This is a genomic window from Moraxella sp. CTOTU47616 (genome assembly GCF_032017465.1).
Classification (GTDB): Bacteria; Pseudomonadota; Gammaproteobacteria; order Pseudomonadales; family Moraxellaceae; genus Faucicola; species Faucicola tetraodonis.
Window position 1 is genome coordinate 411,638 of record NZ_DALZPU010000002.1, and the last position, 20,019, is coordinate 431,656.

The 20,019-nt window shown below is 45.3% G+C and carries 14 protein-coding genes and 2 tRNA genes; 8 read left to right on the top strand and 8 right to left on the bottom strand.

What is annotated here, in order from left to right:
- Positions 1–162 precede the first annotated feature (162 nt).
- The 4 genes from RTS10_RS03970 to RTS10_RS03985 all read left to right on the top strand — a co-directional run bounded on the left by RTS10_RS03970 (position 163) and on the right by RTS10_RS03985 (position 4,114).
- A complete protein-coding gene (locus tag RTS10_RS03970; protein ID WP_312539333.1) occupies positions 163–1,473 on the top strand; it encodes an efflux RND transporter periplasmic adaptor subunit in 1,311 nt (436 codons plus the stop codon).
- Positions 1,474–1,551: 78 nt separating this feature from the next.
- Positions 1,552–3,534, top strand: a complete 1,983-nt coding sequence (locus RTS10_RS03975; protein ID WP_312539335.1) for a MacB family efflux pump subunit — start codon at positions 1,552–1,554, stop codon at positions 3,532–3,534.
- A 284-nt stretch (positions 3,535–3,818) separates the two neighbouring features.
- Positions 3,819–3,894 (top strand) — tRNA-Lys (locus RTS10_RS03980).
- Positions 3,895–4,038: 144 nt separating this feature from the next.
- Positions 4,039–4,114: transfer RNA gene (locus tag RTS10_RS03985), tRNA-Lys, on the top strand.
- A gap of 239 nt (positions 4,115–4,353) precedes the next feature.
- Here the strand turns inward: RTS10_RS03985 and RTS10_RS03990 are convergent.
- The 5 genes from RTS10_RS03990 to RTS10_RS04010 all read right to left on the bottom strand — a co-directional run bounded on the left by RTS10_RS03990 (position 4,354) and on the right by RTS10_RS04010 (position 12,172).
- Entirely contained in the window at positions 4,354–4,632 is a 279-nt protein-coding gene (locus RTS10_RS03990) for a hypothetical protein (RefSeq protein WP_060994478.1), read from the bottom strand.
- A 203-nt stretch (positions 4,633–4,835) separates the two neighbouring features.
- Positions 4,836–6,857, bottom strand: coding sequence for an NAD-dependent DNA ligase LigA (gene ligA, locus RTS10_RS03995; protein WP_312539363.1), 2,022 nt, complete (start codon positions 6,855–6,857; stop codon positions 4,836–4,838).
- A gap of 171 nt (positions 6,858–7,028) precedes the next feature.
- Complete coding sequence (locus tag RTS10_RS04000) at positions 7,029–7,982, bottom strand: cell division protein ZipA C-terminal FtsZ-binding domain-containing protein (protein ID WP_312539336.1); 954 nt, start codon at positions 7,980–7,982, stop codon at positions 7,029–7,031.
- A 158-nt stretch (positions 7,983–8,140) separates the two neighbouring features.
- Positions 8,141–11,788, bottom strand: coding sequence for a chromosome segregation protein SMC (gene smc / locus RTS10_RS04005; RefSeq protein WP_312539337.1), 3,648 nt, complete (start codon positions 11,786–11,788; stop codon positions 8,141–8,143).
- A gap of 204 nt (positions 11,789–11,992) precedes the next feature.
- Positions 11,993–12,172 (bottom strand): hypothetical protein, encoded by a 180-nt coding sequence (locus RTS10_RS04010; protein ID WP_239742854.1) that lies wholly within the window; start codon positions 12,170–12,172, stop codon positions 11,993–11,995.
- Between the two features lie 380 nt (positions 12,173–12,552).
- Here RTS10_RS04010 and hemF point away from each other — a divergent pair, with 380 nt between their 5' ends.
- Complete coding sequence (gene hemF / locus RTS10_RS04015; protein WP_312539364.1) at positions 12,553–13,548, top strand: oxygen-dependent coproporphyrinogen oxidase; 996 nt, start codon at positions 12,553–12,555, stop codon at positions 13,546–13,548.
- Positions 13,549–13,615: 67 nt separating this feature from the next.
- Here the strand turns inward: hemF and gloA are convergent, their stop codons facing one another.
- The 3 genes from gloA to RTS10_RS04030 form a co-directional block, all read right to left on the bottom strand.
- The gene (gene gloA / locus RTS10_RS04020; RefSeq protein WP_065264285.1) at positions 13,616–14,110 is read right to left on the bottom strand and encodes a lactoylglutathione lyase; all 495 of its coding nucleotides are present in this window, start codon (positions 14,108–14,110) and stop codon (positions 13,616–13,618) included.
- Positions 14,111–14,345: 235 nt separating this feature from the next.
- Complete coding sequence (locus tag RTS10_RS04025) at positions 14,346–14,987, bottom strand: carbonic anhydrase (protein WP_007115887.1); 642 nt, start codon at positions 14,985–14,987, stop codon at positions 14,346–14,348.
- A 120-nt stretch (positions 14,988–15,107) separates the two neighbouring features.
- Complete coding sequence (locus tag RTS10_RS04030; protein ID WP_312539339.1) at positions 15,108–16,712, bottom strand: DUF2252 domain-containing protein; 1,605 nt, start codon at positions 16,710–16,712, stop codon at positions 15,108–15,110.
- Positions 16,713–17,092: 380 nt separating this feature from the next.
- Between RTS10_RS04030 and potA the strand changes: the two genes are divergently transcribed.
- From potA to potC, 3 genes are read left to right on the top strand one after another with little or no spacing between them, the layout of a single operon-like run.
- On the top strand, positions 17,093–18,280 hold the full coding sequence (gene potA / locus RTS10_RS04035; RefSeq protein WP_007115885.1) for a spermidine/putrescine ABC transporter ATP-binding protein PotA: 1,188 nt from the start codon (positions 17,093–17,095) through the stop codon (positions 18,278–18,280).
- A gap of 55 nt (positions 18,281–18,335) precedes the next feature.
- The gene (gene potB / locus RTS10_RS04040; RefSeq protein WP_312539365.1) at positions 18,336–19,205 is read left to right on the top strand and encodes a spermidine/putrescine ABC transporter permease PotB; all 870 of its coding nucleotides are present in this window, start codon (positions 18,336–18,338) and stop codon (positions 19,203–19,205) included.
- 10 nt (positions 19,206–19,215) lie between these two features.
- Entirely contained in the window at positions 19,216–20,019 is an 804-nt protein-coding gene (potC, locus tag RTS10_RS04045; RefSeq protein WP_198510933.1) for a spermidine/putrescine ABC transporter permease PotC, read from the top strand.

Consider the following 20,019-nt stretch of genomic DNA (forward strand, 5'->3'; position numbering starts at 1 on the left):
TAATCCAGTAAGATTATGTCGTTATAATTAAAAATCCTTGCGACTTACCTATTTTTATTGCAATTTATTCTCATTTAGCTTTTAATGCTCAGTGGTAAAAAACTTTGTTTGTTCACTTTTAATTTTTTTTCAATTGTTTATCCCTTGATAAGGCTTGGCACGATGACCGCTACCCAAAAAAAATGGCTCAAATGGGCAATCTTAAGTTTGATCGTTATTTCGCTGGCAGCGTTAGCTTATTGGTACTTTAAACCCAAACCCCAAAAACCCAATTACATCACCGCCAATGTCGAACGTAGCGATATTGAAAACAGTGTGATGTCGACGGGCAAAATTGAAGGCATTAAACAAGTGGATGTGGGGGCTCAGGTGTCAGGGGAAGTGACAAAATTGTATGTTGAAGTGGGTGATACGGTCAAAAAAGGCGATGTTATTGCTCAAATTGACCCAGTTACCCTGCAAAATACCTTAACCACGCAGCAGGCTACTTTACAGCAAAGCAAAGCGAATTTGGAAAGTACCAAGTCCGCCTATCAGACCAAACAAGCCGCGCTTGCCACAGCGCGAGCCGACTTGAAAGGTAAAATAGCAACCTTGCAACAATCGCAAACAGAATACAATCGCCTAAAATCCTTGCTTGCCATGAATGCCATCTCCAAACAAGAGCTGGAGCAAGCGGGTACCGCTGTCAAAACAGCGCAAGCCAATGTAGACAGTGCCAAAGAAGCGATTGCGACTGCCCAAGCAAATATTGCCTCATCGCAAGCCGATATTGTTAGTGCACAACAAACCATAAAAAAATCGCAAACGGACGTCAATACGGCTGAAAAAAATCTTGGATATAGCCAAATTGTTGCCCCAATGTCAGGCACGGTGATTTCTATCACCACCAAACAAGGGCAAACAGTAAACGCCAATCAATCAGCCCCCACCATTGTGACATTGGCAGATTTGAGCAGTGTGCGCGTGAAAGCCAAAATATCAGAAGCCGATGTCGTTAACCTCAAAGTAGGGTTGCCTGTTTATTTTAATATCATTGGACGCCCAGATAAGAAATACCAAGCCACGCTGTCGACCATTGGACCAGCGCCCGATGGTACTACCGCCAGTGATTCATCGACGTCAACGGATTCAGCAATTTATTATATTGGTTATTTTACTGTCCCCAATCCCGATGGGGCGCTACGCATCAACATGACAGCGCAAGTCTATATTGTTGAAAATAAAGTCAGTAATGTGCTTAGCGTACCGGCGGCGGCAATCAAAACTGACCCAAAAATGGGCAGTTATGTTGAAGTCGTACAAGCCGATGGTACTACCAAAAAACAAGCGGTCAAAACAGGTGTCACCAATCGTATTACCACCCAAATTCTTAGCGGCGTCAACCAAGGGGATAAGGTGGTTGTAGGGCAAGCAACGGTGAGTAAATCAAGTTCATCATCTAAAAATAACGGTCGTCCACCGATGATTTAGTCATCGGTAGATGAGAACCCTAGATTGTAAACGTTGATTGTAACCTATGACGCATGCTAACTGTGAGATACACGGCTGATGATAACGCAAGACACCAAACAACCTATTATGGAAGTGAAGGATTTAATCCGCGAATTCCCTGCAGGTGATGAAAAAATTCGGGTTTTACATGGGATTGACTTGACCATTTATGAAGGCGAAATGGTCGCAATTATCGGTCAATCAGGCTCTGGTAAATCCACCTTAATGAACATCTTAGGCTGCTTAGATCAGGCGACTGCGGGCAGTTACCACATCTATGGCAAAGCGGTGGACAAACTCAGCGCAGACGAACTTGCCGAGCTTCGCCGTGAACATTTTGGGTTTATTTTTCAGCGCTATCATTTACTCGGTGACCTCAATGCCCGAGACAATGTCGCCGTCCCTGCCGTATATGCAGGGATGCCGGTGCGGCAACGTGAAGCGCGCGCCACCCAATTGTTAGACGACTTAGGGCTTGGGACAAAAACCCAAAATCGCCCGAGCCAACTCTCCGGTGGTCAACAACAGCGTGTGTCTATTGCTCGTGCGTTAATGAATGGTGGCGACATTATCCTGGCTGATGAACCGACTGGGGCATTAGATAGCCAATCGGGCAAAGACGTGATGGCAATTTTGAGAAATCTAAATAGCCAAGGTCATACCATCATTATGGTGACCCACGATCCTTCTATCGCTGCCCAAGCCGAACGCGTGATTGAAATCAAAGACGGACAGATTCTTAAAGATTATTATACCGACAATAGATTTGATAAAACCAAAGCGGTTCAACACCTAAATTTTGCCAAAAAGTCTGGTGTTACCGCGTTTTTAGACCGCTTATCTGAAGCCTTTAAGATGTCTGTTTTGGCGATGAAAGCCCATAAAATGCGGACATTGTTAACCATGCTAGGTATTATCATTGGTATTGCCTCTGTGGTATCGGTAGTGGGTCTAGGGCAAGGCTCTCAACAAAAAATTCTCAATGATATCAGCTCCTTAGGCACCAATACTTTAACCGTACGAGATGGCTATAAATTTGGTGACCCTCGCCGTAAATACCATGATAATAATTTAACAGATGCCGATGCCAATGCTGTCGCAGAACAGCCTTATGTGCAAAGCGTCAGTCCACAAGTCAGCAGCAATACCGCCACCGCCCGTTACCGTGAAACAGAAGCTTCTGTGAATGTCAGTGGCGTGGGCAAAGATTATCTAACGGTGAAAGGCGAAAAACTCGCGCTTGGGCAAACTTTTAATGACAATAGTATCACCTCGATGACCCAAGATGTGATTATTGATAATAATGCAAAAACCGCCTTTTTTGCCAATGTCAGCGATCCCATTGGTGAAGTGATGTTGGTGGGTAGTGTGCCCGCTCGCGTCATCGGTGTATTGCAGCCGTCTGAGCAAGCTTTTGGTCCAAGTTCAGACACCCCTACCCTATATATGCCTTATACCACTGTGATGCATAGAATGGTTGGTACTAGTCATGTAGATAGTTTTATTGTGCTACTAAAAAATACTATCTCGTCTAGTGCCGCTGAGCAAGCTGTTTCTGATTTGATAGAGCAGCGACACGGCACCGATGACTTTCGTATTCAAAATTCTGATTCAATTCGTCAGACGATTGAATCCACCACAGGCACGATGACATTACTGGTTTCGTCGATAGCCATTATTTCTTTGATCGTGGGGGGTATTGGCGTCATGAATATCATGCTCGTCTCAGTTACCGAACGTACCAGTGAAATTGGTGTGCGCATGGCAGTGGGCGCAAGACAATCTGATATCATGCAGCAGTTTTTGATAGAAGCGATTTTGGTATGTATCTTGGGCGGGATTTTAGGTATTAGCCTAGCGTTTGGTATCGGCGCTTTAATTAACAAATTTGCAGGGGGTAATTTCCAAGTGGTGTATTCAACCACCTCTATTGTAGCGGCGGTGGTGTGTTCCACTCTCATTGGTGTGGTTTTTGGGTTTATTCCGGCGCGCAATGCCGCCAGACTCAATCCTGTTGATGCCTTATCAGGTGGTGAATAATCAGGTGGTGAATAATCAGGTGGTGAATAAAATTTTTATCACCTATTTAGTCATCATCTAGCTCGTCAATACCTATCTAATTAGACTTATCTAATCAAGACTAGATAAGTTAAAGGTATGATAAATCGATGAATTTACGCCTGTATTTTGATGCACATCCTTAGTTAAAAAATTTGTGCAAAAAGGCTTGCAAACTAAGATTTAATGCGTATAATATGCACTCACTTAACGGCAATAGCCAAAATAAAAACGTGAAAATCGTTTTGTATTGCCTTAACAGTTTTGGATCGTTAGCTCAGTTGGTAGAGCAGTGGACTTTTAATCCATTGGTCCCGCGTTCGAGTCGCGGACGATCCACCATATTTTGAAAGTTTCACAATGTCATTTTATGAATTTGACTTGTGAAATCAAAATTGCTTTGCAATTTTTTAATGCTTTAGCAAATCATAGATTTGCTCTTGCGAAGCTAAAAACGTCTCCCAGACGTTTTCTTAACGCTTCTCAGGATCGTTAGCTCAGTTGGTAGAGCAGTGGACTTTTAATCCATTGGTCCCGCGTTCGAGTCGCGGACGATCCACCATATCCAAAGCCCTTATCGAATTGATAAGGGCTTTTTTTATACCCTTGATTTTTAGCGCTATGATTTAGGCTAGCAGTTTAGGTTAGAAAAATAAAAATCACCTAGTTGAACTTATCTTTGATTGTATCAAATAGCTTGCCTAACGTTTAGCAAAGAAAAAAGCCAAACCATTAAAGGGTTGGCTTTTGACAGCATCGCTGTCGGATGCTGTCGAGATAGGCTATGACTTTTAGTATAGCTTATTTTTGGTATGGGTAGTTAGGTGATGTACTTAATACATAGCCTGTTGCCCCGCCCGCTGCTGCACCGATTGCCGCAGCTTTACCGATGTCGTTACGGTTGCCATCTGATTTTGCCAGTGCACCTAATGCTGCACCCGCTACCGCGCCTTGCGTCGCCGCGCGAGAAGAGCCTTGGGTAGTGACGCGGTTGCCATAGGCATCAGTGGTTGCACAAGCTGTTAATGCTGTTGAACCAACAACTGTTGCAAGTACCGCAAGTGTTTTAAGTGATTTCATAGTTTTCTCCAGTAGGGTTTCCATTTGCTAAAATGTCAGGTGCTTTTAGCAACTTACGGAAGATATATTAGCGTAAATTTTTCACCCTATTGTTATAAATAAAGACTGATTTATACGTGTTTTGTAAGTAACCTTGCTATAATTTGGGCAACAAATAGCTTACTCAAGGTTGCGTTAACTTTTTCTACAATACCGCACATATATTAGGCATGATACGTGTTCAATAAATCGGTGAATTGCGCTTCAGTCACCACTTTCACCCCCAGTTTTTCAGCATTGGCAAGTTTACTGCCCGCTTTTTCGCCTGCGAGCAGTGCGGTGGTCTTGGCAGAAACGCTGCCTGAGACTTTTGCCCCTAATGCTTGCAGTTTGGCTTTGGCTTCGTCACGTCCCATGCTTTCAAGGGTGCCTGTAATGACCCAACTTTGACCTTTAAGCGGCTGATTACCTTCAGGCACTTGGCTGACAGGCTGCCAATGAATACCCGCTTGTAATAGTCGATTAATGACTTCGATATTGTGCTCGGCACGAAAAAACTCAAAAATCGAGTCTGCGGTTTTTTCACCGACATCGGGGGTTTTTTGTAAGGCTTCAATACTCGCTGCCATGAGCGGCTGCAAGTCGCCAAATTGCATGGCTAAATTCATCGCCGTGCTCTCGCCTACGCCACCAATACCCAAGGCAAAAATAAACCGCGGTAAGGTCGTATCTTTACTTTTTTCAATGGCGGCTAGCATATTTTCGACAGATTTTTCCCCTAATTTTTCAAGGTTGATGAGCGCATCGCGGTGCTTGCTCAGCGCATAAATATCTGCGACATTTTTAACAATACCTTGCTCAAAAAAGTTAATCAACCAGCGCTCACCAAGCCCGTCGATATCCATCGCTTTACGACTGACAAAGTGAATCAGCGCTTCTTGTTGCTGGGCTGGGCAAAATAGTCCGCCGGTGCATCGTGCCAGCGCTTCACCTTCTGGCATGATAACGGGTGAATCACACACCGGGCAATGCGTCGGCAGGCTCACCACTTGGGCATTGGCGGGGCGTTCATCTTGCCAGACGCGCGTAACTTTGGGAATGACATCACCGGCACGGTGTACGCTGACCATGTCCCCTGCTCGAATGTCTAAACGCTGAATTTCACCGATATTATGCAGGGTCACATTGCTCACAGTGACGCCACCGACATTGACAGGTTCAAGTTTGCCCACAGGCGTCAACTGACCTGTGCGCCCAACTTGCCACTCAATCGCATTTAGACGCGTCATCACAGTTTCGGCAGGGAATTTATAGGCGGTTGCCCAGCGTGGTTCACGGCTTAAAGTGCCTAATTGCTCTTGCAAGGCTAAACTATTGACCTTAATCACCGTGCCATCAATTTCAAAGGGTAAGTGACTGCGTTTTTCAATCACCGCTTGATAATACGCTTGTAGCTGCGCGGCTGTTTGCACGATTTTGATATCGCTGATGCTAAAGCCCAACGCTTTTAGCCAAAATAGCGCATCGGATTGGGTGGTAATCTCAGCGGGCAAGCCTTGATTGACGGAATAGGCATAAAACGCCAGCGGACGACTTTTGGCGATATTGGGGTCAAGTTGGCGCAAACTCCCTGCGGCGGCGTTACGCGGATTGGCAAAGGTTTTCTCCCCTTTTGCCTCTGCATCCCGGTTAAGCTTGGCAAACCCCGCTTTGGGCATGAGTACTTCGCCGCGCACTTCTAGCCGCGGTATATCAATCGGCAACTGCAGGGGTAGATTTCGAATAGTACGCACGTTTTGGGTAATATCTTCGCCCGTTTGACCATCGCCGCGCGTGACCGCTTGGGACAACTGTCCGTTTTGGTACAACAGTGAAACCGCAAGCCCGTCAAGTTTGAGCTCGACTTCATATTCAGGATTTTGCTGATGGTCCGCCAAACGGTCATTGACCCGGCGCATAAAGTTCTGTAAATCATCAAAGGTAAATAAATTACCCAATGACAGCATGGGTATTTGGTGGGTGACTTGGGTAAAAAACGGCAACGGTTTGTCGCCTACTTGGTTGGTAGGGCTATCGCTTTGTACCAATTCAGGATGCGCGGTTTCTAGTGCCAACAGTTCTTGGCGAAGTTGGTCGTATTCGCTATCTTCTAACAGCGGATTATCTAAGACGTAGTAAGCGTGGTTATGTTGTTTTAGCTGTGCAATGAGTTTGCGCATTTGCGCAGTAATGGCGGCTGTGTTCATAATCATGATGATTTAAAAAAGATAACGGATATTTTACAACAAAGTGAGGGTTTACTTGGTCAATTTTTTCAGTCATCAGGTCAGTCAACACAATAAACATTTTGACCATAAAGCTTTTTAACCATAAAAAAAGGCACTCGCGAGGAGCACCTTTTTTTATTTTAGTAAAATCTATCGACCAAAATTAATGGCAAGCTCGCGCATGGCTTGGGTATTTTCTTTGTTAATCGGCTCGCCTGTGTCGTCATATACTGTGGCATTTAGGTCATTGGCAAGCAATCCTGCGATACTCATCATGCTATCAAAGCCTTGAACAGGGCGTGGGTGTGGTAGCGATAAAAATAATACCAAGCCTTTCATGGTTTGTGTGGGTAGTCGATTGAGATCGAAAGGTGAAATACCCTCATTGTCAATCATCATCAGACTAAACCACAATAAGCCTGTCCCGTCTTTGTTTTCGTAGCGGTGGAACATATTCATCGCACCAAACTTCAAGCCATACTTGTCAATCAGCTCTAACAGATAATCGCCTTTAATGTCGACAAACTGCTGATTAGGAAAAATACTGATGTTAATATTTTGAATGGCGTTGTTGAGTGGGCTGTTTTGTTCTTCGTCAATTTGCGCTTGGATATGGGTGTCCAAAATTGGGCTGTTATCGGTAAAGCTGTCTTTTTTTAGCTGATTTTCATCGAAAGTATGCACAACCGGGGTGATAGTCTCTGTGGCATTGGCAAGCATGCTAAAAGCGTCGTTTTCGTTTTCCACAAATGTATGGGTTTCTGCCAATAATTTGTCGTTGGCAGATTTAGTAGCATTGGCATTGGCATTGGCAAAACCGCCATTGGCTGGATAGTTGTCTAGGTGTAACTCGGTATCGTCCGCGCTTAGCTTTACTTCGCCTTTAGGATTGTCGGATGTAATTTCCGCTTTAAATAACTGGCTTTCTTCGGGCTCAGGACGCTGATGGCGTGGAATAATAGGTAGACCATCTTTGTCATGTTCAATCGCGTCAGTCGCTAATACATCTTGGTTTTTTTGACGAATGGATTTTAGTAGCGTGTAAATACCCCAAACGATAGCAACAACCGCAAGAATGATAAGAATAAGCTGAGTGATAGACATAAACAACGACCTTTGAGAAAGACGATAACGACCCTGTTTGTAGTGTAAAAATTTTTACATCGGTATTTTTGCCGTTATACTATCATGACTTCATAAAATCAGCTAGAAAAAACCGTGACGAGGCTTGACTTTTTGCGTATTTGACAGGTGAAAATCATTTATGCCAAATAAGCTTCCACCTCCCTCATATCCACACTGACCAGCTTGGACACCCCCGCCGTTGGCATGGTCACACCTTTGAGCTCATCGGCAATTTGCATGGCAAGTTTGTTATGACTGATAAAAACAAACTGCACGTCTTTGGCAAGCTGCTCAATTAAGCGGGTAAAGCGAGCGACATTAGCATCATCGAGCGGCGCATCGACTTCATCGAGCACACAAAATGGCGCGGGCTGCTGTTTAAAAATAGCAAAGATTAAACTTAGCGCCGTTAAGGTCTTCTCCCCTCCCGATAACAGCGCTAGCCGGCTATTCTTTTTGCCTTTCGGCTGCGCCATAAGTTCTAGCCCTGACTGCCAGCCTTTGCCGCTGTTATCTTTGTCATTGGTATGGTCTGATAACACCAGCTGCGCTTGGCCGCCGCCGAACACTTGGGTAAATAGCTTGTTAAGTTCGATATTGACTTGGGTCAACATATCCATAAAAAGCTGTTTGGTTTGACTGTCAATCTGCTGGATAGCAAGTTGCAATTTGTCAATACTGGCGGTCAAATCCGAGATTTGCTCAGCAAGGGGCGCCAAGCGGCTGTTCACTTCGCTGAGCTCAGCCACTGCGGCGTGATTGACTGCCCCAAGATTAATCACCTGTGATGCTAACTGATCGAGTTGTCGCTGTAGTTGCTCGCGTTTGCTGCTACCCAGTAACTCAATGTTGTCAGTTTTTGGCACGGCGATTTTGCGACTAGTCAATTGCTCACCAATCAATGCCACGTTTTGCTTGGCTAGTGCCCATGCGGTGTCGGTGGTGTGATATTGCTGTTGTAGTTGGCTTAACTGCTGCTGAGACTCTTGCACACTCAGCTGCCCTTGATGCACCTCGGTTTCCATGGTTTGCAAGGTGATTGTCAATTGCGTAACGCTGTCATTGGCGGTTTGCAGTTGCGTCGAGTCCACCGTGAGTTGCTGTTGTAGCTGGGGCAAGCGTGCCTGCTGCTCGCTAATTTTATGACTCAGCAGCTGCTGCTCACTGGTGAATCTTGCTTGGTCTTGCAAAGCTTTGGCAAGTTGCTGCTCACTTGCGGTGATTTGCAATTGTCCGGTTGCCAGTGTTTGGGTGATGCGATTTTGTTGTTGTTCTAGCTCGCGCTGTTGACTGGCAAACTGGTTTAAGCGTTCATCGAGTAACTGGCGTTCGCTGATTTGCTGCTGTAATTGCGGTTGTAAATGCGAAAGCGTGTTGCTTAGCTCATAAACCCGCTGTTGCTCTTGGTGCAATTTGTCCGCAAAACCTAGCCCCTCTTGTTGTAGACGCTCGCTGTCACTGTCTAGACGTTTTTTATCTTGATTAAGTTTATCGAGTGCGGATTGATAGCGATACTGCTGTTGTAGTTTTTGTTGCTGGCATTGCTGTTGTTGCTGGGTTAGGCTTAGCAGTTGATTACGCGCGGTTCGGTCTTGGGCTTGCCATTCTTGCAGACTAACCTTCGCTTGTTGCAAGCGATCGGCTAGACGCCGTAGTTGCGGTTGTTGCTGCGCCAAGTGTTCATCGAGCTCTTCAATACGGGCTTCATTCATCAACTGCTGGCTAAAACTGATAACCTGCTGACCCTCAGCTTGCAACAAATGGCTTAGGTTAATCAGCAGCTGCTGATTACAGAGTATCAGTTGTTGCGCTGAGGTCTGCACCAGTAACCAATCGCCCGTTGGTAAGTTATCGAGCAGCCCTTTATCCTGCACATCTGCCCAGTCAAGTGGCGTCGCACTGATCCAAACCTGCTGAAAAATAGCCAGATTGGGCGCCGCAATCAAAGCAGACAATGGCAAACAACCTTCTACCAGATGACTGTTCGCTGTGTGATTTTTCGAGGTGTGATGTAAAGCTGATTGATTATCAATAAACACCGCATGGTCATGGATGATTTGGGCAAAATCTTGGTCAGCCGCGATAGACCATTTGGCAAATACCGTAACTAGGGTATCAAAAACATTGGCATACCCCTTACCTGTTTCGGTCAATTGCAGTTGACTGATAAGTTTTGGCAAACTGCTAGTGTGTTCTTGATTGGGTGACTGGTGGATAAATTGGTCAAGGGCAGTTTCTTGTTGTGCTAGCAAATTTTGTAGTGTCGCGTGCTCGGTTTGCCACGCTTGGTACTGCTGCTCAGCTTGGCGATGCTGACGGGTTAAGCTGTCAACTTCATCGGCTTGGTCAGCGATAGACTCTTGACGGGCGATGATATTGGCTTCAAGACGATTAATCTCATCACTGAGTCTCGTCATTTGCGTGTCTAGTTCGTTATTCTCAAACACTGCAAATTGCTGATCAAATGCGGCCTTAGCAGTCTGCCATGCCAATACGGCTTTGTCATGTTCGCTTTGGCGTTGTTGTTGGCGCTGTTGTTGGCTGGCATGGTGTTTGAGGGCGTTTTCACTGACGGCAAGATTTTTTTCTACGTCTTGCTTTTGCTTATTTAATGCCACTAAATTTTTCGCAATTTTCTCACGCTGCTGTTTGCAATCATCTTGTTCCTCACGCAATTGGCGCAACTGTGCGGTGAGCTGTTCAAGCTTTGCAGGTAAGCCTTCAATACGCATTTGTGCTTGCTGTTTTTGTGCTTGCAACTCTTGTTGATACTCAGCAAAACGCCCCAATTCAACATTGAGGACATTTTGGCGTTGTTGGTCATTGGCTAGGGCTTGTTCAGCTTGTTTCAGTAGACTTTGCGTTTCATGCTGCTGCTGCCAATAATCCTTAGCAAGATTTTGCTGGGTTTGTAAAGTGTCATGTTGTTCAGTCAGAGCCTGCTGGGCAAGTTGCTGCTGCTCGATTAATTCTTCAATGAATATTTGCTGGGCGTCAACGCGCTCACTGATCGCTTGAAAATCTGCCGCGAGGGTTTGCTGTTTTTGCCATGCCCGCCCATAGTCATCAATGAGTAGCTGCTCACTGATCGCTTGCTGCGCTTGTTGCCACTGCTGGGCTTGTTGTGCCGTTTTGGCTTGTTTTTCTAGGCGTTTTTGTTGGCTGGTCAGTTCGCTGACCATATCATGCAGCCGCGCTAAATTATCGCTTGCGGTATCGAGCTGTTTTTGGGTGTCATCACGCCGGCTTTGGTAGCGCGACACGCCCGACGCCTCTTCAATAAACTCTCGTAGCTGCAGCGCATTGGCATCAATGATTCGCCCTATCATACCCTGCTCAATGACCGCATACGAGCGCGCGCCAAGACCTGTGCCCAAAAAAATATCGACCACATCGCGGCGACGTACTTTGGTGCCATTGATAAAGTAATCGGATTTGCCTTCTTTATTGATTTGCCGGCGTACCGATAATTCTTGATACAGATTGAGCGCGTGGTGGATGCCGCTGCTACCATCTTCGCCGCGGGTATGTTCAAACACCAATTCTACGCTTGCCAAGCTTTTGGCGGACTTGTCTTGCGTGCCTGCAAAAATGACATCACTCATCGCGCCGCCGCGAAGCTGCTTGGCGGAGGATTCGCCCAGCACCCAGCGGATGGCATCAATCACATTGGATTTGCCGCAGCCGTTGGGCCCGACAATCGCTGTGATGGTTTTGGGAAAATGAAACGTTGTAGGATTGGCAAAGGATTTAAAGCCTGCCAGTTTGAGCTGTTTTAACCGCATGTTGCTAGAGTATAGATATCAAAAAAGGCGCTTATTTTAGCAAAATTTTAGCAATTATTCATTAAATCTATGCTGACTGGGTACACAGAAATCAGACTAAACCTGCTAAACCCTCAAGCTGATAAATCTGCCATGGCATAAAAAAAAGCATAAAAAAAACCGCTAAGTGGATTAGCGGTTTTATCAATCATATTCTCGCCACTATTATTTTGCCGGTGACGCAGTAGCAGTCGCTGTATTTGCCGTTGCAGTCGCTGTATTGGCAGGTACAGACGCTATTGTGGTGGTCGTCGTCGTGGTAGTGGTTTCAGTTTTGGCTTCTTCTTTTTTACCACAGCCCACAAGGCTGATGACTGTCACTAATGTGATTAATAATTTATTCATAGTTTTCTCCAAAAACGGTTAATGTAATCATCCATCTGATAACTTGATAGTCCGATAACTATATGATCCCAATAACTATATCACTAGGTCAATCAGTATCGCTGGGCTAGTCAGTTTATAAAATCTCAACTTAATTTCATCAATCATGTAATCAAGACGTCATGGCATTTTATGAGTTTTCTGACCGTTTGGGTAGCGGCTGTGACGATTTTTTTAACGGTTTTATGTAAATATTTATGCGTGTCATCAGTCAATACGCCCAATACGCTAAATTTTACCCACGCGATTATGTGTTACAATGATTATTAAAAATCAATCACTAAAAATTAACCGCTAAAATTTAATCGCTAAAAATTTTTAAAAGAATTATTGCTATGTCTATGCTGCTCTCCTCACCCAATGTTCAAGCCGTTCGCGCCTATTTACTTGATTTACAAGACCGTATTTGCCAAGCGCTAGAACACCAAGAAGCCACTGGCGGCTTTAATCTATATGCTGAAGGTGCCAGCAATGCCAAATTTGTCGCTGATGTTTGGGAGAGACCCACTGAGCAAGGCACCCATCAAAATTTGGGCGGTGGTCGCTCCAATGTACTTCAAGGCGGCAAAGTGATTGAAAAAGGCGGGGTGATGTTTAGCCACATTGTTATCAACCATCTGCCAGCCACTGCCACCGCTCGCCACCCTGAACTTGCTGGTCGCCAAGCACAAGCACTCGGTGTCTCACTGGTGATTCATCCGACCAATCCTAACGTGCCAACCAGTCATGCCAACGTACGGATGTTTATCGCGGAAAAAGAAGGCTACGAGCCGATTTGGTGGTTTGGTGGGGGCTTTGATTTAACGCCGTTTTATCCTGTGATGGAAGACTGTGTGCATTGGCACCAAGTGTGTCATGATTTGTGCGCGCCGTTTGGGGCAGATATTTATCCCAAGTTTAAGACGTGGTGCGATGAGTATTTTTATTTAAAGCATCGTAACGAACAACGCGGCATCGGCGGCTTGTTTTATGATGATTTGAACACGCTTAGCATGGGCTGGGATTTTGATAAGTGCTTTGCGTTTATGCAGGCGGTAGGCAATGGCTACCTTAAAGGTATTATCCCGATTTTTGAGAAACGCAAACACACGCACTATACCGAGCCGCAGCGTAATTTTCAGTTGTACCGTCGCGGTCGCTATGTCGAATACAATCTGGTGTATGACCGCGGTACTTTGTTTGGCCTACAATCAAACGGTCGCATTGAGTCGATTTTGGTCAGTCTGCCGCCGCTCACCGGCTGGGAATATCGTTATGAGCCTCTCGCAGGAACGCCTGAATTTGAACTCACGGATTTTTATCTAAAACCCAGAGATTGGCTGAACCTCAAGGCTTAACAAAACGCAATCTTAATAAAACACCATAAAAAAGGGCAATCACAGTTGCCCTTTTTTTCATGGGCGATTAACCCATTAAGTTTGGTTGTACGATTTCTATCCAGTAACCATCTGGATCCAAGATGAAGGCAATATCTTTCATCGTACCTTCTTCAGGGCGTTTTTTGAAGGTGACTTGGTGTTGCTCAAACCAAGCAACCGCTTCTTGCAGATTTGGCACGGCAAAACAAATATGCCCAAATCCTTGTGGTTCGCTGTTGCCACTGTGATAGTGAAACTCTGCATCAGACTCCGTGCCATAATTATGGGTCAATTCTAGCACCCCTGGCTGACTAAAGGTAAATGCTGCTAGCGCGGCAGTATCGGTCGGCAAATTTGCCACCTGTTCATCGGTAAGCTTTGCCAAAAAATACAAATCAAATTCCGCTTGTGGATAGCGTTTGGTTTGTAGTAGCGTCATGCCTAATACATCTTGATAAAAAGCCAAAGACACTTGCGGGTCTTTCACCCTAAGCATGGTGTGATTAAAGATAAACCCATTGGTAGCGGACAAGTTTGACATAGTGATCCTTATTGTAATATGCCTCTAAAAGAAAAAACCTTAAAAGAAAAAGACGTTGACTAAACGTCATTAATAACGACAGTTTGCCAAAAATTCAATACTGTTTAATTTTAATTAACTTTTGGGTAAAAATATAGCCGTCATTTCTCATAACATCATGGCTAATAATATTACATAACATTGCACTTAGGTAAGCTGCTCAATTGGCTATTTACTATTCTCTATGCAATATTTGCTACTCAATAAATGTCACTTTACCGGTGTCCAAATCATACACCGCCCCAACAATAATTAAGCTACCATTATTAACCGCATCTTCAAGAATACGAGAGCCGTGTTTGAGCTGGGTGACTGACATACGCACGTTGGCTTTAATGCCTCGATTAATCAACTCTTGCGCGTCAATGTCTTGTCCATTGGCGGTATAGATTTCATGCAAGTTGTAAACACTGGGGCGGATACGGTCAACAATCGAACGTAAATTGGGGGAAAACTGCTGATCAGGATTGATCAGTGTCTCCACACAAGCCGTCACCGCACCGCAATGGGAATGACCCAACACCACGACTAACTTGGTACCGAATTTTTCAGCGGCGAACTCAACCGAGCCAATCTGAGACGGCGCGACTACGTTACCTGCTACACGAATGACGAATAAATCACCTAAACCTTGATCAAAGACAATCTCAGCGGGCACGCGCGCATCAGAACACCCCAAAATAATCGCAAACGGTTCATGCACATGGGTGAGCGCATTAGACGCAAGCAAGGTTGATTGGGGGTTTTGCACATTCTCTACGAATCGTGCGTTGCCTTGTTTGAGCATCTCGAGCGCTTGCTCGGCAGTTTCGGGACGCGGTAAGTGACTGTTTGGCATTTGGTTTTCTCCTTTCATCCTGTGATAATAACGAACTGTATTATGATATAAAACGCGATATTTTTTATCATTTTAAACTTTTTAAAACGCAAAATTTTTTTCAAGACGGCTCTATAGCTACTATAATACCTCATCGCCTGCCACAGCAATATGCCCATCGGCTATTTGGTTCATAAATTGCGCATAATCTTGGGCATTGCGAGCCGCAGTTTGCTCGGCATACCCTTGCATGACAGAGATGATTTCACTACCATTGCCCAGATAACCCATAAGCGTATCGGCATTGCCCGCTTTGGTATGCGCATGCGCCAAGGCATGACCACAGCTTTCGATATATTCGTAAAAATGGGCAGCCGTCATGGTCTCAAGAGACGCCGAATACTTCATGTCCCGCAGCTGCCTGACATAAAAATCCATCTCAAAGTTATCGAGCGATGCATAGCCCAAGAAAATATCACTCGATGCCTGCATCAATTGTTGCCCTTCCACCAAGCGCTTGCCTTGATGGCTAAATTGTTTTGCCAGTAAGGGTGCCAAGATAGACGCTTTGGCTTGCTTCATTTGCAATATCAGCGGCTCATGGTCGGCATCTTGGAATAATGCCACCGCACACACGGTACCGACACTCCCCACCCCAACTACTTTTAATGCCACATCGGTAAAATCATACCGGTCAAACAACACTTGTCTATCTGACTTCAGGGTATCTCGATAAGCGTCAAAAAAAGCGTGGCTACCGCCAAAAAATGGCTGTCCTCGGTGTGGTGGTCGCTGCAATTCACCGTCCGTTTTAAACGCGCGTAACCCTGTGACAGTATCACGCTCAGTCAATTTTGGCAGCATTTTTACCGCATCATTTTTTTTGGCTTTTTCAAAATCGGCATGACGGCGTTTACGAACAGTCACGTCTTCGGTATTTGCCAATATTTTATGGGTGTCGATTTTTTCATACCACACTTGTAGTGGTGACAAGCTGCGATGCGCTTCTAATCCATCAAGGTAACTGGTCAGCAGTTTTTCTATCGCCTTATAGCCCACCGATTCTACATACTTAAAACTTTGACTGGCGATTAAAATACTGGCGACCAGTCGCTGCAAATCCCATTCAAATGGTGCAACGATGGTTTCATCAAAATCATTAATGCCAAATAATAAATTGCGTTCAGGACTGGCATAACCGCCAAAATTACTGACATGACAATCGCCGCAAATCTGCTGAAATAGCCCAGAATGTTGCCCCTGCCATGCTTGGTCAAACAGCATCAAAGCGGGCATCCCGCGAAAAAAAGTAAACGGCGATACACTCATGCGCTTGGCACGGATGGGCAGCAGTTCTAATAAGCGACCTTGATTAGACCAATGATAAAGACTGAGCGCGTCGATGGCAGTCGGACGTTGGCTGATGGCAGCCAAGTTTTTTAATGGATACGCCTTACGCTGCTGTTTGCCAAGTGCAATACTATCTGCTTGGCTTAGAAGCTTGCCTTGGTAGCGATGGCGCGTCAAATCCACACACTGAGCATGCTGTAAGGATTTGGGCAGAGCAATAGCGATGGGCAGCGCCGCTGTTGTGTCCGTTGTTGGTTTTTTGGTCGCTGTTTCTTTAGCGGTTGGTTTTTTTGCAGGTATTTTGTTAGCCGTGGTTTGATAAGCCGTATTGTTTGCACCTGTTTGAGTGGTTGTTGTTTCAGTCGTTGGGTTTTGAGGCTTTTTTTTGCTAGGCATGGCGTGTCTCTTAAATGTTCAATCGGTAAATATTCAATAGCTAAATGCTCAATCGGTCACTGGCTAAATTATCATCACATAAAAGTCGTTCAAGCTTGCTATTTTAATGGCTTTGGTAAAAAGTTACGTTGCTGATTTGTGCCAAATCAACCCCTTATTCTCTACTAAAATTAGCCACTAAAATTTTATGAATAGTAGGTCAATTTTCAGTAACATTTTTTAATTTTAGCCGTTATACTGAACGCAACTTTTAACTGTATTTTCACAGGTGAAACTATCGAAAAACTCTGTATTTATGTTGTCATGCTGATTGCGCTTTGACCCTATCATAAATATGCCATTTTAGCCCGCTATTTTAGCCTTGCCGTGAGATTGTGCCTATGTCTGCATCAACGTCCGCATCAACGCCACAAACCACCCTAAACGCACCATCAGCTATGCCTGATAGCGCCCAGCCGACCAACCAAAAACCTGTACTACTACAAATCCGTCATTTATCCAAATCTTATGGCGACACCCAAATTTTGCAAAATATCAATCTAGATATTTATGACGGGGAGTTTTTGACGCTGCTGGGTCCTTCTGGCTGTGGCAAAACTACCCTACTACGCTTGATTGGCGGGTTTGAGCTGCCCAATGCCGGTAGTTTGCAGTTAGAAGGGGTTGATATTGCAGGCTTACCTGCGGAAAAACGTCCGATTAATACGGTGTTTCAGCAGTATGCCCTGTTTCCGCACATGAACGTGTACGACAATATCGCCTATGGACTAAAACTTAAAGGCGTACCCAAAACCGAAATCGACCAGCGGGTGCGTGAAGCGCTGGCGATGGTGCAACTTGACCATACCATCAATCGTCGTCCGCAAGATTTGTCGGGGGGTCAGCAGCAGCGTATCGCCATCGCCCGTGCCGTGGTTAATCGCCCAAAAATGCTGCTACTTGATGAACCTCTCTCAGCGCTCGATGCCAAACTACGTGAGCAAATGCAATCAGAACTCAAACGCTTGCAGCGTGAACTGGGTATTACCTTTGTGTTCGTGACCCATGACCAACAAGAAGCTTTGTCAATGTCTGACCGGATTGCCGTCATGAAAAACGGCGTATTCCAGCAAATTGATACGCCCATTGGTATCTATGAATCGCCTGCCAATTTATTTACCGCAAGCTTTATTGGCGAAACCAATTTGTTTAAAGGTAAAGTGCTAGAGGTCAATCCAGCCACCATCAAGGTGGAAGTGGTGGAGCAAAATGACGGCTTTCATCCGATTCGTGAATTGCCCCGGCCAAAATTTGACGTGCAAGTCGGTCAAAATGTCAACTTACTGTTGCGTCCTGAAGATATCCGCGTGTACTACACCCATGAAGGTCATGAAGGCTTAATTGGCAACGTGGTAGACAGTGCTTATAAAGGCAGTACCCTGGATTCTGTGATTCGATTAAAAAACGGTAATATCGTCAAAACGTCAGAGTACTTTAACGAAGACGATCCAAATTTTAACTATAAACTGGGTCAAGAAGTGCGTATTGACTGGGTCGATGGTTGGGAGTGGATTTTGCCAGATGAATAATACTACTTCACCTTCGACCTCTAGCGTTTCGGCTGCTAGCACGCCTGCCCCTGTTATGACAAAACAAGGCGGGCGCGGCTTTCAGCGTGCGACCCTGTTTGTGATTTGGGCATGGCTGATTATTTTTGCCCTGATTCCCAATATCTTGGTGATAGCCGCCAGTTTTTTGACCCGTGATGAAGATAAGTTTTTAACGCTGCCGGTCACCCTTGACAACTATATTCGATTGATTGACCCGCTTTATTTAAAAGTGTTTTTGCATTCGCTGTCGATGGCAGGGATGACGACGATTATCTGTTTGCTGCTGGGTTATCCATTTGCCTACCTGGTCAGTAAAGCGGATAAGAAATGGCAGTCATTATTGATGTTATTGCTAGTGATTCCGTTTTGGACCAACTCATTGGTGCGGCTGTATGCGGTGAAACTCATTATGGCGGCCAATGGTCTACTTAGCACCTTGCTGATTAACCTTGGGCTTATCAACGAGCCACTGCAAATTTTATATACCCAAAAAGCTGTGATTGGCGGTTTGGTGTATTTGCTGTTTCCGTTTATGGTACTGCCCCTGTATGCGGTATTTGTGGATTTGCGTGACGATTATATTTTGGCATCCAAAGATTTGGGCGCGAACAAGCTACAAACCTTTTGGCACGTGATTTTACCGCTGACTACACCAGGGATTATTTCAGGGGTATTGCTGGTACTGTTGCCTGCCATGGGCATGTTTTATGTGGCGGATATCTTGGGCGGTTCGCGCAACTTGTTGGTGGGTAATATCATCAAATCGCAGTTTTTGGATGCCCGTGACTGGCCATTTGGTGCCGCGGCGTCCGTACTATTGACGCTTGCCATGGCATTGCTGATTATCGCGTATCGAGCCAGTAGCAAACGCATTGGCAAAACTGACTACAACGAAGTGGCATAAGGGGGACGCTATGTCTAATACTATGAAATGGCTGTCTCGCCTGTATTTGACCATCGTATATCTGCTGATGTTCTCGCCGATTGCGGTGATGGTGATTTTCTCGTTTAATGCCTCAAAAGTCGGCTATCAGTGGGGCGGTTTTAGTACCCATTGGTACAGCGAGTTATTTAGTAATGCCGCGATGGTACAAGCTGCCATCAACTCGGTGATATTGGCGGTAGTGGCTGCGACGATTTCTACTGCGATTGGCGGTTTGACGGCTTTAGCGTTGCAGCGTTATGACTTTAAAGGTAAATCGATACTACAAAGCTTGCTATTTGTACTGATGATGTCGCCTGAGATTGTGTTGGCGATTTCGCTATTGGCGTTATTTTTGATTGTGGGGATACAGCTGGGGTTTGTGACGTTGCTAATTGCGCACATTACCTTTTGTCTGCCCTTTGTGGTGATTACGGTGACTGCGCGTCTATCTAGCCTCGACACCCGCGTGTTGGAAGCGGCGCGTGATTTGGGTGCCAATGAATTCACCATGATTCGTACCGTGCTTGTACCGATTATTTTGCCTGCGATTTTGGCGGGCTGGGTGCTTGCCTTTACCCTATCACTTGATGATGTGGTGGTATCGACGTTCAATACAGGACCTGAGTTTGAGATTTTACCATTACAGATTTATTCGATGGTGCGTGTCGGGGTAAAACCTGAAGTCAACGCCGTTGGTACAATCTTGCTCGCAATCTCGCTACTGGGTCTGATTATCTCGCAGTTATTACTTGCCAAAAAGTCGATGAATCTACCATCGACCCAAAAACGTTAA

What these genes read in the sequence shown, in the direction of transcription:
- RTS10_RS03970 (WP_312539333.1), top strand. Translation starts at nt 163, where the DNA reads ATGACCGCTACCCAAAAAAAATGGCTCAAATGGGCAATCTTAAGTTTG.
- RTS10_RS03975 (WP_312539335.1), top strand. Translation starts at nt 1,552, where the DNA reads ATGATAACGCAAGACACCAAACAACCTATTATGGAAGTGAAGGATTTA.
- RTS10_RS03990 (WP_060994478.1), bottom strand. Translation starts at nt 4,632, where the DNA reads ATGAAATCACTTAAAACACTTGCGGTACTTGCAACAGTTGTTGGTTCA.
- ligA (WP_312539363.1), bottom strand. Translation starts at nt 6,857, where the DNA reads ATGAACACAGCCGCCATTACTGCGCAAATGCGCAAACTCATTGCACAG.
- RTS10_RS04000 (WP_312539336.1), bottom strand. Translation starts at nt 7,982, where the DNA reads ATGTCTATCACTCAGCTTATTCTTATCATTCTTGCGGTTGTTGCTATC.
- smc (WP_312539337.1), bottom strand. Translation starts at nt 11,788, where the DNA reads ATGCGGTTAAAACAGCTCAAACTGGCAGGCTTTAAATCCTTTGCCAAT.
- RTS10_RS04010 (WP_239742854.1), bottom strand. Translation starts at nt 12,172, where the DNA reads ATGAATAAATTATTAATCACATTAGTGACAGTCATCAGCCTTGTGGGC.
- hemF (WP_312539364.1), top strand. Translation starts at nt 12,553, where the DNA reads ATGCTGCTCTCCTCACCCAATGTTCAAGCCGTTCGCGCCTATTTACTT.
- gloA (WP_065264285.1), bottom strand. Translation starts at nt 14,110, where the DNA reads ATGTCAAACTTGTCCGCTACCAATGGGTTTATCTTTAATCACACCATG.
- RTS10_RS04025 (WP_007115887.1), bottom strand. Translation starts at nt 14,987, where the DNA reads ATGCCAAACAGTCACTTACCGCGTCCCGAAACTGCCGAGCAAGCGCTC.
- RTS10_RS04030 (WP_312539339.1), bottom strand. Translation starts at nt 16,712, where the DNA reads ATGCCTAGCAAAAAAAAGCCTCAAAACCCAACGACTGAAACAACAACC.
- potA (WP_007115885.1), top strand. Translation starts at nt 17,093, where the DNA reads ATGTCTGCATCAACGTCCGCATCAACGCCACAAACCACCCTAAACGCA.
- potB (WP_312539365.1), top strand. Translation starts at nt 18,336, where the DNA reads ATGACAAAACAAGGCGGGCGCGGCTTTCAGCGTGCGACCCTGTTTGTG.
- potC (WP_198510933.1), top strand. Translation starts at nt 19,216, where the DNA reads ATGTCTAATACTATGAAATGGCTGTCTCGCCTGTATTTGACCATCGTA.